Origin of the sequence: Streptomyces sp. NBC_00691, assembly GCF_036226665.1 — a bacterium.
In the GTDB taxonomy this organism is placed as follows: domain Bacteria; phylum Actinomycetota; class Actinomycetes; order Streptomycetales; family Streptomycetaceae; genus Streptomyces.
Genome location: NZ_CP109007.1, coordinates 1,199,153 through 1,214,364, shown reverse-complemented (window position 1 = coordinate 1,214,364; position 15,212 = coordinate 1,199,153). Strand labels below are relative to the sequence as shown.

Below are 15,212 nucleotides of genomic sequence, written 5' to 3'. Positions count from 1 at the left end.
GCCCCTGACCCGTCCCCGGTGCGTTTCCGTCCGGGCAGGCGCGAGGATGGGGGCATGCTGCTGAGTGCCGGGTCGACGCGACGCGCGGGGTGGGTGCGATGAGCACGCCCCTCCACCGACTGAAGGCCGAGTTCTTCAAGACACTGGGACACCCCGTCCGTATCCGCGTCCTGGAGCTGCTGAGCGAACGCGAACACGGGGTCGCCGAGATGCTCCGCGACACGGGTGTGGAACCGGCCTACCTCTCCCAGCAGTTGGCGGTGCTCCGCCGGGCGAGCATGGTCGTCGCCCGGCGCGAGGGTACGGCCGTGTACTACGCCCTGACGAGCCATCAGGTGACCGAACTGCTGTTGATCGCCCGCTCGATCCTCGCCGGCGTCCCCGCGGGACAGGCGGACATGCAGTCCGGCCTCCGGACCGTGGCGCCCCGGGAGAAGACCCCCTAGGGCCTGTCGTCAAACTCCCGTCTGCCCCGCGACGCCTGGCACGCACTCTCGCCGCACCGGGCGAAAGCCCGAGTACGTCCAGTACGAGGGCTTCCTCCCGGCACACCGAGAGCACGCACCAGACGCCGCGGGGCCGCCCTCCGGGCGACGACGGGAGTTTGACGACAGGCCCTAGTGGGGGGCCCATTACCAGGGCACGGTTCCGTCGTCGTCGAAGAACCCGCCGGTCGGTCCGTCGGCGGGCAGGGTCGCGAGGCGGATCGCGACCGCCGCGCCCTGCCGGGGAGTGCGGACGCCCCGGAAGCCGTTGAGGTCGGTGGCGGTGAAGCCGGGGCAGCCGGAGTTGATCAGGATGCCGGTGTCGCTCAGCTCCTTGGCGTATTGGACGGTGACGGCGTTGAGGAAGGTCTTGGACGCCAGGTAGGCGGCGGGAACAGGCCCCATGTCGATGCCGGGCGTGGTCTGCAGGACGAGCGAGCCGACGCTGCTGGACATGTTCACGATCCGCGGCGATGCCGAGCCGCGCAGCAGGGGCAGCATCGCGTTGGTGACGCGGATGACCCCGATCACGTTGGTTTCCACGACGGCGCGAACGGTCGCGGGATCGACCGTGGTGGGCGTCTGCGGCGAACCGCCGGTGATCCCGGCGTTGTTGACCAGGACGTCGAGCCCTCCGGCGCGGTCGGCGATCAACTCGGCCGCGGCGGCCGCACTCGCGTCGTCCGCCACGTCGAGCGGAACGCCGAACGCGTCCGTCCCGGCCGCGCGCAGCTTCTCCACCGCGGCGTCACGGCGCTGTCGGTCCCGCGCGCCCACGCCGACCCGCCAGCCGAGGGCGCCCAGGCCCGCCGCGATCTCGTATCCGATTCCCTTGTTCGCGCCGGTCACCAGCGCGATCGTCTGTTCACTCATGCCGTCCAGCCTGGTGCGGACCCGGGTGGGACGTCCAAGACCGACTGGGTGGGCGGCGATACCGCACGGATATGGCCCGTGGTGAGCGCCGGATACGATGACGCGGTGGAGACGCGGGAGCTACGGTACTTCGTCGCCGTCGCGGAGGAGTTGCACTTCGGGCGGGCGGCGCAGCGGCTCGCCATGGCCCAACCACCGCTGTCGCGGGCGATCCAGCAGCTCGAGCGGCGGCTCGGAGTGGCCCTGCTGCACCGCACCGCCCGCGCGGTCGCCTTGACCGAGGCCGGGTCGGTGCTTCTGCGGGAGGGCCGGGCCGCACTCGACGCCGTCGAAGCCGCCGAGCGCCGCACCCGCCGTGCGGCCGCCGGGCCGCCCGGTGTGGTACTGGCCACGAAGGCCGGAGCGGCCGGCGAACTGCTGTCGAAGCTGCTGGACGCCTACGCCGCCGAGCCCGGCGCGGTCGCCGTCGAGGTGATGCTCTGCGGTCCCGGCGAGCAGGAGGGGCGGCTGCGCGACGGGCGGGCCGATGTCGCCCTGCTCCAGCGGCCCTTCGACACGACGGCCGGACTCGACACCGAGGACCTGCACACCGAACAGCAGGTCGTGGTCCTGCCCGCGGGGCACCCCTTGGCCGACCGGCCCCATCTGACCATGGCCGAGGTCACCACCCTGACCGGCCTGCCCCTGCCCCGCTGGCCCCGACGGGACGGGAGCTGTCCGGACGGACCTGGCCCGCAGGTGCGCGACCACACCCAGCTGTTCCAGCTGATCGCGCTCGGACGGGCCTGCGCGGTCGTGCCCGAGTCCCTCCGAGCCCATCTGCGCGACGACCACGCGACGGTGCCGGTGCCGGACGCACCGGCCGTCACGACCGTCATCGCCTGGCCACCGCACAGCCGGTCCAGAGCCGTCGCCGACCTCGTCCGCACCGCGACACGCCTCTAGGGCCTGTCGTCAAACTCCCGTCTGCCCCGCGACGCCTGGCACGCACTCTCGCCGCACCGGGCGAAAGCCCGAGTACGTCCAGTACGAGGGCTTCCTCCCGGCACACCGAGAGCACGCACCAGACGCCGCGGGGCCGCCCTCCGGGCGACGACGGGAGTTTGACGACAGGCCCTAGTGCTGTGACCGGGAAGGTTCACCGGGTGAGTCCTGCGAGATGATCGCGTCATGAGTGAGATCGTCTTGATGTCAGATCCGAACGTTGCCGCTATACCCGTCGCGGAGTGCGGCGAACGTCTCGTAGACGTCCGCCGGGACGGCTGGTTGCTGGTCGACTCGCGCAAGCGGGATCCGGTAGATGCCTTCGCATACCTGCGGATCGGTGTACTGGAGCGGCTGATGAAGGCCCAGGCGCTGCTCCCGCAGGGCTTGCGACTGCTGTTCGTTGAGGGATACCGGCCACCCTCGCTCCAGCGCGCGTACTTCGAGGAGTACGCCAGCCAGCTGCGGGCCGTCCATGCCGATTGGTCCGCCGAGCAGATCCACTCGGCGGCGAGTCGGTACGTATCACCGCCCGACGTCGCTCCGCACAGCGCCGGCGCGGCCGTCGACCTCACCCTGGCCGATGCAGAGGGGGGCGAGCTGGACCTGGGCACCCGGATGAACGCGGACCCCGAGGAGAGCGAGGGTGCCTGCTACACCCACGCCGCCAACATCGGCACGGAGGCCCGCGCCAACCGGAAACTGCTGGGTTCCGTGCTCACCGCCGCGGGGCTGGTGAACTACCCCACCGAGTGGTGGCACTGGTCCTTCGGCGACCGATACTGGGCTCTGATCACCGGTGAGACCGCGGCCCTCTATGGCCCGACGGAGATGACCTCGTCAGTCTGACCGGCCCGGCTTTGCCGGACGACCGTTCACGCCGCACCAAGGGCGTCCGCCCCATCGGGTGGCCTTCTCGCTGCGGATGCGGGCGCGTTCCTTGCGCTGGGCTGCCAGGACGTCCGGGTGGCGGGCGTTGGCGTTGCGCCAACTTGGATCGGCTGCGACGCCCATCCAACCGGCCCCAGCCCCGACGCGAACAGAAACCCGGCGAACCGATCCGGTCAGAGCACTAGGGGGTCTTGTCGACCAGGCCGGGCTCGCGGCGTGGGTCCCCCGCCCCGCCGCCCCCGCCGGGATCATGGTGGCGTTCCGTCCGCTCCTCCGGCAGGCTGAGCCGCATGTATGCAGTGGTGCAGAACGTGGCGATCGACTGTGCGGACGCCTATGGGCTGGCGCGGTTCTGGAGCGAGGTGACCGGCAGCCCGCTGGATCCCGGGAGCGGCCCGGGCGACCCGGAGACGCAGGTGATCCTCAAGGACGGCCCGGTGCTCTACTTCGCCGAGGTCCCGGAGCGGAAGACGCTCAAGAACCGCCTCCACCTGTGCCTGCGCCCGACGACCTCGCGCGAGGAGGAGATCGAGCGCCTCCTGGCCCTCGGCGCCGCCCTGGCCGGCGACCACCGCAACCCCGACGGCTCGGGCTGGGCGGTCCTCACCGACCCGGAGGGCAACGAGTTCTGCGTCCTCCGCAGCGACTCGGACCGTGGGAACACCCCTTCCTGAGCCGCGAACACCCCCTTCCCGCATCCCCATTGCCGGACGTCCCCGCGCGCCCCCGGACGTCCCCGCCCGCCCGGACACACCCACGCCCGGACAGGCGCGGCGGTCGCGTCCCCACGGGGACGCGACCCCGTGGCTCAGGTGCGGGCTCCGGCCTCGGTGTCCGGCTGGATGCCCGCCAGGAGGTTGAACGCTCCGGTCAGGAGGTTGAGGGTGACCACGCCGACCACCTCCGCGATCACCCGGTCGCTCCAGCCGTGTGCCCGTACCTCGGTCACGTCCTCGTCCGACAGGGACCCCGGTTCGGCCAGGACCCGGAGGGCCAGGCCGATCAGGGCGGCCTCGCGCGGGTCGGTGGACGTGCCCTGGCGGGCCAGTTCGATGTCCGTCTCGCTCAGGCCCGCCGCCCGGCCGGCCGCGCGGTGCGCCTCGGCGCAGGTGCCGCAGCCGATCCACTCCTGCACGGCGAGGGACAGCTTCTCGCTCAGGGCGCGGGGGATCTTCACCCGCTTCATCGCCCGGGAGAGGTTCAGATAGCCGTCCAGCAATGCCGGTGAGTGCGCCATCGTCGACACCATCTCGCCGACGGATCCGTGCCGTCGGGCGATGTCGGTCAGCAGCTCACCCGCCCGGCCCGGTGCCTGCTCGGGGGTGAGCGCGGTCAGTCTTCTCACGGTCATCATGTCTCCTCGTCATACCCGTGGGGGGTATAACGAGCGCTGGGGTGGAGACGTTCCCGGAAGGCCTCCGGGCGAAGCGCCCCGGGGTCGTGCCGACGAGCCGTTTGAACGAGCGGCTCAGATGCGACTGGTCGTAGAAGCCGGTCGCCGTCGCCACCTCCCCCGGCGGCAGTCCGTCCAGCAGCAGCCGACGGGCCCGGTCGAGCCGGCGCGCGGTGAGGTACTGGTGCGGGGCGATACCGAAGGCACCGCTGAACGCACGTACCAGATGGGTGGGATGGGCGTGCAGGAGCCGCGCGGCCTCCTCCAGGGTCACCCCGTCGAGCAGCCGGGCGTCGAGGAGCTCGCGGAGCCGGTGGGCCACCCCGGGGTCGGCGGGTCGCACGCGTGCCATCGCCTGGGGCCGCAGGTGGGCGCGGAGCCGTTCGCGGATCAGGGCGAGCCGGCTCTGCGCCTCCAGCTCGCCGCCCCGGTCCGCGAGCGCCGCGTGCAGCTGACCGACGCGACGCCGCAGCAGGGGATCGACGAGATCGGGCCCGTCCACCGCGGCTCCGATGAAGCTCTCGTCCAGCTGGGTCAGATCCAGGTAGAGGACCCGCTTGCGGAAGCCCTGCGGGGTCGCCGGCGAGCCGTTGTGCGGCACCTGCGGCGGGAGCAGCGACACCGTGTCGCCCGGAGTGCCGTGCCGACGCCGTTCGAGGTCGTAGCGGACGGCCCCGTCGTCGACGATGAGCAGGGTCCACACGTCGTGGACGTGCATCGGGTACGCGTGCGCGGTGAAGTGGGCGTGGAAGACCTCCACGACTCCCGGCACGTGCGGGCGCCATGCCGAAACCCGCTGACCTGCCACCATGCAAGGAATGTACAAGACGGCACCGAGGGCCGGACGGCAGTCTCGGACCATGACGACCACCGACACCGCCCCCGTCCGCTTCGACACCAAGATCGCCGTACTCCTGCGGGAGGACCTGGAGACCTGGCAGCGCCTGAACGTCACCGCGTTCCTGGTCAGCGGCCTCGGCTCGGAGCTGCCCGAGGTGATCGGCGAACCGTACGCGGACGCCGACGGCACCCCGTACCTGCCGATGTTCCGGCAGCCCGTGCTCGTCTTCGAGGGGACGGGGGAGACCGTGAAGGCGGCGCACGCACGTGCGCTCTCCCGCGCTCTCCCGCGGGCGGTGTTCACCACCGAGCTGTTCACCACCGGCAACGACCGCGACAACCGAGCGGCCGTACGGGCCGTCGGGACCGACGGGCTGGATCTGGCGGGCCTCGCGGTGTACGGGCCGCGAAACGCCGTCGACAAGGTGCTCAAGGGCGCCCGGATGCACCCCTGACCGACCCGGGAGCTCCCGGGAGCCCCTGAGCGGCCCCGGGAGGACCCATGCCTTCAAGGCCCTTGTCCACCGGCTGACACACCGATGTCGGCGGCGTGCCGTACAACTGGGAGCGGGGAAGAGGACGACCGCACGAGGGGGACGGCACGTGGACACTTTCGCGGATCCGGCGAGTGCCGGGCGGGCGCCCCTCGTCGGGCGGTCGCCCTTCGTCGGACGGACCCGCGAACTGGACCGGCTCGACGTGCCCCTGCGCCACCGTGCCGAAGGCACGGGTCCGCTGGTCGTGGAGGTCGTGGGCGAGCCGGGCATCGGCAAGTCCCGGCTCCTCGCCGAGTTCGCGGCGCGGGCGCGGCGGCACGGGGCGACGGTCCTGCGCGGCCGCGCAGGACCCACCGCCTCAGCCGTCCCCGTCGGCGCTGCGGTGTCCGTCCTCCCCGCAGGATCCGGCCGCACCGCCGCCCCCGTCGGCCGGGAACCGAGCCCGGCCTTCCAGGCCTTCGCGGACGCCTTCGCCGACCTGGACCCTCACGATCGCGTGCTCTCCCCGGCCCTGTCCGCCCTCGCGGAACTCGTCGAGCCGCCACAGGCGCCCGGCGCGGACGGCGGGGCGGGTTCCGCAGCCGCTACGGCGCCCACGACCGGCTCGACGACGCCGATCCCCGCGGTCGCTCCGGGCGGCACATCGGCGCGGACGGACCCTGCGGACGGCGTGGGCGCTGCCCCGGACGACCTCCACGCCTCCGGCGGGGCGTCCGGGGCGGGGACCGTGCGGTCCGGTGGCGGTGACGCCGGCCAGGTGCGGCGCATCGCGTCGGCGCTCGGACGCGTTCCGGCGGACGGACCCGTGCTCGTCCTCGCCCTCGACGACTTCCACGTCGCCGACCCCGCCTCCGTGGCGCTCGTCGACCATCTCCTCCGGCATCCGTTCCGGGCGCCCGTCCTGCTCGTCCTCGCCCGCCGCGAGCGTCAGACCGCTCCCGCGCTCGCCGCCGTCCTCGCCCGTGCCGCCGACTCGGGCGACCTCGCCCGGGTCGCCCTCGGGCCCCTGACCCCGGACGACTGCGCCGAACGGCTCGTCCCCGGACTGCCGCCCGGCCTCGCCCGCGAGATCCACGCAGCCGGCCTCGGCAACCCGCTCTACCACCGCGCCCTGGCCCACGCGCGCACCCGCGGGGGAGGGGCGCCCGGCACCGGGCCCGTCGCGGTCGTGCTGGACGAACTCGCCCCGCTCGACAGCGCGCAGCGGGCGGTCGTCGAGGCGCTCGCCGTACTCGACGGCCGCGCCACCGCCGAACTGCTCGCCGCCACCGCGGCCATGCCCCCCACCGGCCCGCACCCGACAGCCCCGCACCCGACGGCCTCCCCGCACCCGCCGTCCTCTCCGCACCCGACCGACACCCCGCACCGGAGCGCCCCGCACCCGACGCACCGCCTCCGCGCGACGGACCCCCTGGCCCTGGACGGGGTCCTGCGGGAGCTGGCCCACCGCGACCTCGTCCGGCCCGACGAGGACGGACGGATCCTCGTGCTGCGCCACCCCGCCCTGCCCGAACTCCTCCGGGGCACGCTCGACCCCTGGCGCCGCCGCGAACTGCACCGGCGGGCGGCCGACGCGCTCGCCGCCGCCGGGGCACCCGTGACCGAACGTGCTCCGCACCTGGTCCGCGCCGTGACGGCCTGGGACCCGGATGTCGCCGCCGAACTGGTCGAGGCCGCCGAGCGGATCGGCGTGGCCGACCCCGCGCGCGCCGCCGACTGGCTGGGCGCGGTCCTCGCTCTGCTTCCCGACACCCCCGGGCACCGCGCCACCTGGCGCGACCTGACGCTCCGACGGGCCGAGGCCCTCGGGTCCGCCGGCCGGGTGGCGGAGAGCCGGGACCTCCTCCACCACCTCATCGACACCTGCCGCGCGCCGGACACGGCCGAGCTGCGGACCTCCGCCGTCCTGCTCTGCGCCTTCATGGAGCGTCATCTCGGCCGCTACCCGGAGGCGGACGCACTGCTCCGCCGCGAGCTGGAGCGCACCCCCGGACCCCGCCCCGACCTGCGGACCTGGCTCGTCGTCGAGTGGGGCTGCCGGGCCCTCTTCGCCGCCCGCTACCCCGAGGTCCGTCCCGTCGTCGCCCGGACCCTCGAAGAGGCCCGGCGACGGCGCGACGAGCCGGGCACGGCGGAAGTCCTCACGCTGGCCGCGCTCGGTGAGGTGTACGAGGGCGAGACCGCCGCGGCACGCGGCCACGCGGCGGAGGCGGCGGCGCTCACCGACACCTTCACCGACGGCGAACTGGCCGCCCACCCGGAGTCATTGGTGCGCCTCGGCTGGACCGAGGTCTTCCTGGAGGAGTACGGGAAGGCCGAGCGCCACGCCACCCGCGGCATCGGGATGGCCCGGCGCGCCGGACGGCCCTTCGCGCTCTCGCAACTGCTGCTCTGCTCGGCGTACGTCCACTTCCTCACCGGCAGGGTCGGTCCCGCGCTCGACCTGGCCGAGGAGTCGCTCGCCGTCGCCCGCGCCTTGGGCGGTGCCGAACTCGTCGGCTTCAGCGGGGCGATGCGGGCCGTCGTCCTCCTCCACGCCCGGCCCCTGGGCGACCCCGAGCCGTCGGCCGCCGCCGAGGAGGCAGCGGCCACGGTGGGGACCGCCGAGGGGTGGTGGGCCACCCAGACCCGGTCCCTGCTCGGCTACGCCCTGCCGCTCCCCATGGACCCGCACCGGGTGCGCGAGGTGCTCGTGCGGGCGGGCGGCGACCGGAACCTCTCCCGGCTCCAGCCCTCGCTGCGCCCCGGATATCTCGAACTGCTCGTGGGCGCCGCCCTCGCCACCGGGGACCCGGCGGAGGCCGAGCGGGTCGCGCGCCGGGCCCTCGCCGAGGCGGAGCCGCTCGGGCTGCCCGTCCAGCGTGCCGCGGCACTGCGCGCCTGGGGGCAGGTCCTGGCCCGGCGCGGCGAATCGGCCTCCGCCGCACGGGCGTTCACCGACGCGGCACGGGAGAGCGCCCGCTCGGGGGCTGTCCTGCGGGAGGCCCACAGCCTCCTCCTCGCCGCGCCGCAGACCCACGCGGCGGGCGACGGCACCCGGGCCGCCGCCCAGTGGCGCAGAGGCCGGCGGCTGGCCGTCGAGGGAGGCGCCCGGATGCTGGTCGATCTGGCCGACCGCACCCGTCCCGCCCCTCCGGAGGGCGCGGCCGGGGGACGGCTCGCCGTCCTCACCCCGAGGGAACGGGAGATCTCGGTCCTGGTCGCCGAAGGCCTCACCAACCAGGCCGTGGCCGACCGGCTCTGTCTCAGCCCGCGGACGGTCGAGAGCCATGTCGCCCGGGTCTACCGCAAGACGGGCGTGGAGACCCGGGCGGCCCTCGCCTCCCTCGTGGTCAGGGACGGCGTCGGGGAGGGTCACCTCTCGCGGGGATAGGTCTTCGTCACCCGGCCCTTCGCGTCCGCGGTCAGATAGGCGGAGCCGTAGCTGTCGGACAGGTAGACGCTCATGCCCGCCTCGGTCCCGAAGATCGACGAGGGCATGGTGAGCACGAGGTAGCGGCTGGTCGGCTTGTCGACACCCAGTTCCTTGTCCGCGCGCCGCATCAGGGCGGGCAGGGCGTCCCAGTCGAAGTCGTTCAGGTCGGTCGGTACCGAGCCGGGGAAGGCGGTGCCGGATCCCTGGCGGACGGCGGCGTCCTCGCCCCGGTAGATGTACCGGTCGTACAGCTTCGTGCTGCCCTTCACGACCGACTCGGCGATCGCGTAGTCGGGGTACACGACGAAGCTGGTGACGACGGTCCCGCCCGAGGCCTCCTTGATCGCGGCGACGGCGGACCGGACCCCGGCCGGCGTCAGCAGACTGCCCTTCACCGGTTCGGCGCCCTTCGAAGGCACCTGGGACGGCGTCGGCGTCGCTGTGGGGGTGCCCGACGCGTCGGGTCCCTGGGCGACCGGGCCCCGCTGCGACGGAGGCGCGCTGCTCGGCCCGCTTCCCGGGTCGCCCGGCCGCCAGTCCCACGACATGGCGGCGACGGGGATCCCCACGGCGAGCACCACGACGGCGGCGGAACCCAGGAACCGGGCGCTACGACTCCGCCCTCGGCCGCCGGCACGGGCCGCGGCGGCGGAGGAAGGAGCGGTGGAGGAGGAGGCCCCGGAGGGGGCGAACCCGGCGGCGGGCGGAGCGGCCCACGGGGAGGCGCCCGAGGGCGGGCCGCCCTGCGACGCCGTCGCGGCACCCGCCGCGGTCGTGCCGGAAGGTGCGGCCGTCGGGGGTGCCAGGTGGAACGACGTCGCCCCGCCCTCGCCGCCGTTGGCCGCGGTCGGCGCGCCGAAGGCTCCGGTGCCCGGTCCGCCGAAGGCCCCCGCGCCGGCTCCGTACCCGGGAGCCGCCGCCTGATCCCGTACCGCGTCGGCGTCCTGAGGGAAGGCCGGCCGGGAGGACCGGTCCGGTGACACGAGGGCGGCGAGCGCGCGGTCGAGTTCCTCCGCGTCCGGGCGGTCGGACGGCTCCCGCACGAGCAGCCCGGTCAGCACGCCGGTGAGCGCGCCGGCGTGCCGCGGCGGCGGTACGTCGTCGGAGAGGACGGCCGCCAGTGTCGCGAGGGTGTTCTCCCGGCGCAGCGGGTGATGGCCCTCGACCGCCACGTACAGCACCATGCCGAGCGACCACAGGTCGGCGGCCGGACTGCTGCCGCCACCGCCGCGGATCCGCTCGGGCGCCATGTAGTCGGGCGAGCCGATGATCGAGCCCGAGGCCGTCAGGACGGTGGACTCGCGGATCGCGGCGATGCCGAAGTCGGTGAGCACGGGCCGCCCGTCGGGGCGCAGCAGGACGTTGGCGGGTTTGACGTCACGGTGCTCGATGTCCCGCTCGTGGGCGGCCCGCAGGGCCGAGAGCAGCTCGCGGCCCAGTACGGCCGCCTCGACCGCGGTCATCGGGCCGCGGTCGAGCCGGTCCTGGAGGGAACCGCCGGTCACCAGCTCCATCACGAGCCAGGGATAGGTGCCCTCGCCGGCGTCGACGATGTGATGGATGGTCACCACGTTGGGGTGGTCGATCCGGGCGAGGGCGCGTGCCTCGCGCAGGACGCGCTCGCGCAGGGTCCGGGCGCCCTCGACGTCGTGCTCGGCGAGCGCGGGGTCCGGCGGACGCACCTCCTTGACCGCCACGTCACGGTGGAGGACCAGGTCGCGGGCGCGCCAGACCGTTCCCATCCCACCACCGCCCAGCCGCTCCACCAGCTCGAAACGGCCGTCGATCACTCTGTTCACTCGCACCCCTGTACTCGGGTCCCCCGGGCGGTGGCGGCCTGCGGCCCGGCCCCGCCCACTTCGCCGTACACGTCGACCTGGTAAAGCCCCGGCGGTCCGCACGGCTCCGGCAGCGCGCGCAGGCCCGGCCACGGCCCCTGCGCGTCCCCGCCCGGGGCGCCGACATCCGCCCCGGCCTCGGTCCCGGCCTTCGTGTCGGCGTCGACCGTACCGCCCGCGCGGGGGACGTCCGGCACCGGGCGGGCCTCCGCGGCGCCCATGTCGGAGGCGTCGCCGCGGGCCGTCCGGTCGTACGCGTGGCCCGTCTTCACGGACTCACCGGCCAGGCCGAGCGCGTACGCCCCCCGCCGGTCCAGGGCAGCGCCATGGCTCCGGTCGTCCCACGGCCCGGCCTCCGCCGCGGCGAGCGCGTACTCCCGCGCCGCCCGGCCGGGTTCGCCCAGGTGCAGCAGGCACTCGGCGCGCCAGGCCCTGGCCCCCACGCGCGCCGCCGTGTCGCCGTCCTCCATGAACCGGGGCAGCGCCTGTTCGAGGAGGCCGAGGGCCTTGCCGTAGTGTCCGCGCTCCGCGTGCGCGACACCGAGCAGGTGCCGGGCGAGAGCGCCCACCAGGGCGTCCTGGGTCGGCCCGCCGCTGTGACGGACGGCCTCGGCGAGCAGCCGCAGCCGCTCGTCGTCGTCCTCCACGACCCCATTCGTGCCCCCGGGCGCACGCCCCTGCTCGCCGGCCCCCGAGACCGTCCGGGCCAGGGCCAGGCAGAGGCGGGCCCGGTCGGTGGCCCGCGGCGGCGTGCCCGTGGCCATGGAGGCGAGGGCGCCTCGGAGGAGTGCGGCCGCCTCCTCGTGCGCGCCGGCGGCCCGCAGCAGTCCGGCGAGGAGGAGTTGATGTTCGGTGGCGGGCCACCGCCGGCCCCCGGCCCGGTGGTCCTCGAGGGCCGTCCTCAGCTGGGCCAGTGCGGCGGCCGGATCGTCGGGCGCGGTGATCCGGCCGAGCAGCGCGCGCGTGTCGGCGAGCACGCCGAGTACGGCGGGATCCGCCCGGTGCGGGGCGGCGAAGGCGATCAGACCGGTGAGTTCCTCGCGCAGGGCGGCCGCCTCGGCCGCCGGGTCGGGCGCCGTGTCGAGCAGATCGGCGCGGGCGGCACCGTGCAGCAGCCGCACCGTCGCGGTCTCGGCGACCCCGGCCTGCCCGATCCGGTGGAGGGCCGCGGCCCGCTCGCACAGCTCCGCGAGCCGGACGCGGGCCGTCGCTCCGGCGCCGGGCCCGGCGACGAGGGCACGTGCCCGCGAGACCAGGGCCTTGCCCCGCTGCCCGGCCTGCTCGTGCAGGTCGGCGGCCCGGAAGAAGAGCGGCCCCGCGGCGGGCCGGGCCGCACCCCGGCAGTCGAGCGCGGTCGCGTCCAGGGCGTCGGCGTGATCCCCGGGGGTGAGGGCCCCGCCCGCACGCCGCAGGGCCGTCGCCGCCCGCTCCCACGCGCTGCCGGCCCGGGGATGCCCCTGGGCGGTGAGCCGGCGGGCCCGGTGGAGCAGCTCGTGCGGATCCTCCGGTTCGTCGTCGCCGCCGGCCCCCCGGTCGTACGGACGCACACCGAGGCGGAACTCGTCGGGCGAGCGGCTGCTCATGCGGGGGGTGCTCCGGGGAGAAGGGGAGGAGGCGCGGAGCGGGCACTGCACACCCGGCGGAACCCGCGAACACAAAGGTCGGACCGACTTTCGCAGCCCCGGGCCGCCCGCACATCCGTAGAACTACGGAATCCGCGGCCCTGGTACTCCCGCTCCGCTCCGGCCCCTCCCCCTCCCCGTGCGTCCCCGTCGCATCGATCGGCCGCACTGAGCAGAGCCCGCCTCCAAGTACTCGGATAGGGTGATTCGACAGGGAATGCCCCCCGGGGCCGGGCCGATGCGTAGGTCGATGCGTTGGAGACTGACCAGTCGTCGAGCAGGTTTCCGCAGCCGCCCCGGGCGGCCGTCGGTGACGCGGGTGTGCTCCGGGAGCTGCTGCCGATCGCCCTCTGGCGGGAGGACGCCGAAGGGCACATCGTCGAGTGGTCGCTCGCCGCGCAGGACCTGCTCGGCCACCGTCCCGAGCACGTGCTCGGACGGCTCGCCACGCCGCTGCTCGTCCCCGACGCCAACCGCGAGCTCGCCGAACGGCTCACCCATCGCGTCCAGGCCGGCGAGACCATGGTCGGCACCCTCCCGGTCCGGCATCGCGACGGGCACTCGATCGACATGGAGATGTGGATCGTGCCCGCCGCGGACCCGGAGGGCCGCCCGGGCGCCCTGCTCATCGCCGTGGAGACCTCCGAGGTCCTCCGCATGCGGGAGAACCTGGCGGCGATGGAGAGCCTCTTCACCCAGTCGCCCATCGGTCTCGCCCTGCTCGGACCGGACCTGCGGTTCCTCCGGGTCAACGACGCCCTGGCCCGGATGAACGGGGTGGCGGCGGCCGAGCACTTGGGCCATCGCCTCACCGACGTCGTGCCCGGGGTCAACGCCGCCTCCCTCGAATCCCTGATGCTCCAGGTCATGGAGAGCGGCCACGCCGTCGTCGACGCCCGCCGGGTCGGCCGTACACCCGCCGACCCCGATCGCGACCACATCTGGTCCTGCTCGTACGCCCCGCTCATCGACCGCACCGACCGGCGGTCCCTGGGACTCATCGCGTCCCTCGTGGACATCACCGAGAGCCAGGAGGCGCACACCGAGGTCGAACGCGCCCGCCACCGATTCGCCCTGCTCGCCGAGGCCGGGGCACGGATCGGCACGACCCTGGATCTGAAACAGACGGCCGAGGAGGCGGTGCGTTTCCTCGTCCCCCAGCTGGCCGACTCGGCGGACGTGCAGATGCTGGAGTCCGTCCTCGCTCCCGACGACCCGGTCGCCTCCACGCGCGGGGTGCTGCGACGGCTCGCGGCCCGCTTCCCGGACCCGACGGCTCCGACGTCGCTGCTCGCACCCGGGCAGACCTTCCAGATCCCGCTGGACTCCGCGTACGAGGAGGTCGTCGCCCGCGGCCGGCCCACGAACCTCTTCACGTCCGATCTGCCGGAACTCTTCACCGACCCGCGCACCGAGGCGCTCCGCGGCTACTTCGCCAGCCGCATCGGCTCGGCCCGGCTCATCCCCATGGTGGCCCGAGGCCAGGTGCTCGGCACGGTCACGGTGACCCGGCTGCGGACCCGCGAGCCCTTCGACGCGCAGGACTGCGTCCTCATCGACGAGGTCGTGGCCCGGGCGGCCCTCAACATCGACAACGCGCGCCTCTACACCACCCAGCGGGAGGCCGCCCTCACCCTCCAGCGCAGCCTCACCAACAGCGCGCTGCCCGCCGTCACCGGGCTGGAACTCACCGGCCGCTACCTGCCCGCGAGCGCCCATGACGTCGGCGGCGACTGGTTCGACGTCATCGCCGTGCCCGGCGGCCGGACGGGCCTCGTCATCGGTGACGTCATGGGCCACGGCATCCACGCGGCCGCGGTGATGGGCCAGCTGCGCACGGCCGTGAGGACCCTGGCCAGCCACGACATTCCGCCGGTCGAGATGCTCAGCTCCCTCGACGCCGTCGTCGCCGACCTCGGCGAGGACACGATGGCGACGTGCGTGTACGCCGTCCACGACCCGGCCACCGACGGCTGGGTCATCGCGCGCGCCGGTCATCCGCCGCCGGCCGTGGCCACCCCGGACGGGGCCGTCACCTTCCTCGACGGCCCGCCGGGAACCCCGCTGGGCACGGGCGTCCACGACTTCGGCACCGAGGAGTTCACCCTGCCCGCGGGCGGGCTGCTCGTCCTCTACACGGACGGCCTCGTCGAGGCCCGCGACCGCGACCTCGACGAGGGGATGCGCCGGCTCGCCCGGGCGCTCCGGCGCCTCGACCGCCCGCTGGACGAGCTGTGCGACGACATCCTGGACCAGCTGCTCGCGGCGCCGGCGCAGGACGACGTGGCGATGCTGCTCGCCCGTACGACCAGCTGAATTCCCGCACGGGGAACGGGGTTCTCCGCGGATCGGCAGGCGTGGCCGGTCGGGCCGG

The 15,212-nt window shown here is 74.5% G+C and carries 12 protein-coding genes; 7 read left to right on the top strand and 5 right to left on the bottom strand.

Features of this window, described 5'->3' with window-relative positions; translation table 11 throughout:
• Positions 1-98: 98 nt before the first annotated feature.
• Positions 99-446, top strand: coding sequence for an ArsR/SmtB family transcription factor (locus OG392_RS05285; protein WP_329276129.1), 348 nt, complete (start codon positions 99-101; stop codon positions 444-446).
• Between the two features lie 186 nt (positions 447-632).
• On the opposite strand, the gene OG392_RS05280 is transcribed toward OG392_RS05285, so the two are convergent.
• Positions 633-1,358 (bottom strand): SDR family NAD(P)-dependent oxidoreductase, encoded by a 726-nt coding sequence (locus tag OG392_RS05280; RefSeq protein ID WP_329276127.1) that lies wholly within the window; start codon positions 1,356-1,358, stop codon positions 633-635.
• Positions 1,359-1,463: 105 nt separating this feature from the next.
• On the opposite strand from OG392_RS05280, the gene OG392_RS05275 reads away from it, so the two are divergent.
• The 3 genes from OG392_RS05275 to OG392_RS05265 all read left to right on the top strand — a co-directional run bounded on the left by OG392_RS05275 (position 1,464) and on the right by OG392_RS05265 (position 3,907).
• Positions 1,464-2,303, top strand: coding sequence for a LysR family transcriptional regulator (locus OG392_RS05275; protein WP_329276125.1), 840 nt, complete (start codon positions 1,464-1,466; stop codon positions 2,301-2,303).
• 225 nt (positions 2,304-2,528) lie between these two features.
• Positions 2,529-3,191 (top strand): M15 family metallopeptidase, encoded by a 663-nt coding sequence (locus OG392_RS05270; RefSeq protein ID WP_329276124.1) that lies wholly within the window; start codon positions 2,529-2,531, stop codon positions 3,189-3,191.
• A 332-nt stretch (positions 3,192-3,523) separates the two neighbouring features.
• Positions 3,524-3,907 carry a VOC family protein gene (locus OG392_RS05265; RefSeq protein WP_329276123.1) on the top strand — a complete coding sequence of 128 codons (384 nt, stop codon included), beginning with the start codon at positions 3,524-3,526 and terminating at the stop codon, positions 3,905-3,907.
• 134 nt (positions 3,908-4,041) lie between these two features.
• Here OG392_RS05265 and OG392_RS05260 read toward each other — a convergent pair whose 3' ends face one another.
• Both OG392_RS05260 and OG392_RS05255 read right to left on the bottom strand, forming a co-directional pair.
• On the bottom strand, positions 4,042-4,578 hold the full coding sequence (locus OG392_RS05260; RefSeq protein WP_329276122.1) for a carboxymuconolactone decarboxylase family protein: 537 nt from the start codon (positions 4,576-4,578) through the stop codon (positions 4,042-4,044).
• Positions 4,526-5,437 carry an AraC family transcriptional regulator gene (locus tag OG392_RS05255; protein ID WP_329276121.1) on the bottom strand — a complete coding sequence of 304 codons (912 nt, stop codon included), beginning with the start codon at positions 5,435-5,437 and terminating at the stop codon, positions 4,526-4,528. Before OG392_RS05255 ends, OG392_RS05260 begins: the two co-directional genes overlap by 53 nt.
• A 49-nt stretch (positions 5,438-5,486) precedes the next feature.
• Between OG392_RS05255 and OG392_RS05250 the strand changes: the two genes are divergently transcribed.
• Together OG392_RS05250 and OG392_RS05245 are read left to right on the top strand one after the other, a co-directional pair.
• Positions 5,487-5,921: a DUF2000 domain-containing protein gene (locus tag OG392_RS05250; protein WP_329276120.1), complete on the top strand. Its 435-nt coding sequence runs from the start codon at positions 5,487-5,489 to the stop codon at positions 5,919-5,921.
• 148 nt (positions 5,922-6,069) lie between these two features.
• On the top strand, positions 6,070-9,336 hold the full coding sequence (locus OG392_RS05245; protein WP_329276119.1) for a helix-turn-helix transcriptional regulator: 3,267 nt from the start codon (positions 6,070-6,072) through the stop codon (positions 9,334-9,336).
• Here the strand turns inward: OG392_RS05245 and OG392_RS05240 are convergent.
• On the bottom strand, positions 9,318-11,177 hold the full coding sequence (locus OG392_RS05240; protein WP_329276118.1) for a serine/threonine-protein kinase: 1,860 nt from the start codon (positions 11,175-11,177) through the stop codon (positions 9,318-9,320). The two genes, OG392_RS05245 and OG392_RS05240, sit on opposite strands and share 19 nt — an antisense overlap.
• Positions 11,174-12,799: a hypothetical protein gene (locus OG392_RS05235; RefSeq protein WP_329276117.1), complete on the bottom strand. Its 1,626-nt coding sequence runs from the start codon at positions 12,797-12,799 to the stop codon at positions 11,174-11,176. The genes OG392_RS05240 and OG392_RS05235 overlap by 4 nt, the downstream gene beginning before the upstream one ends.
• Positions 12,800-13,093: 294 nt before the next feature.
• On the opposite strand from OG392_RS05235, the gene OG392_RS05230 reads away from it, so the two are divergent.
• Positions 13,094-15,154: a SpoIIE family protein phosphatase gene (locus OG392_RS05230; RefSeq protein WP_329276115.1), complete on the top strand. Its 2,061-nt coding sequence runs from the start codon at positions 13,094-13,096 to the stop codon at positions 15,152-15,154.
• The last annotated feature ends 58 nt before the right edge of the window (positions 15,155-15,212 follow it).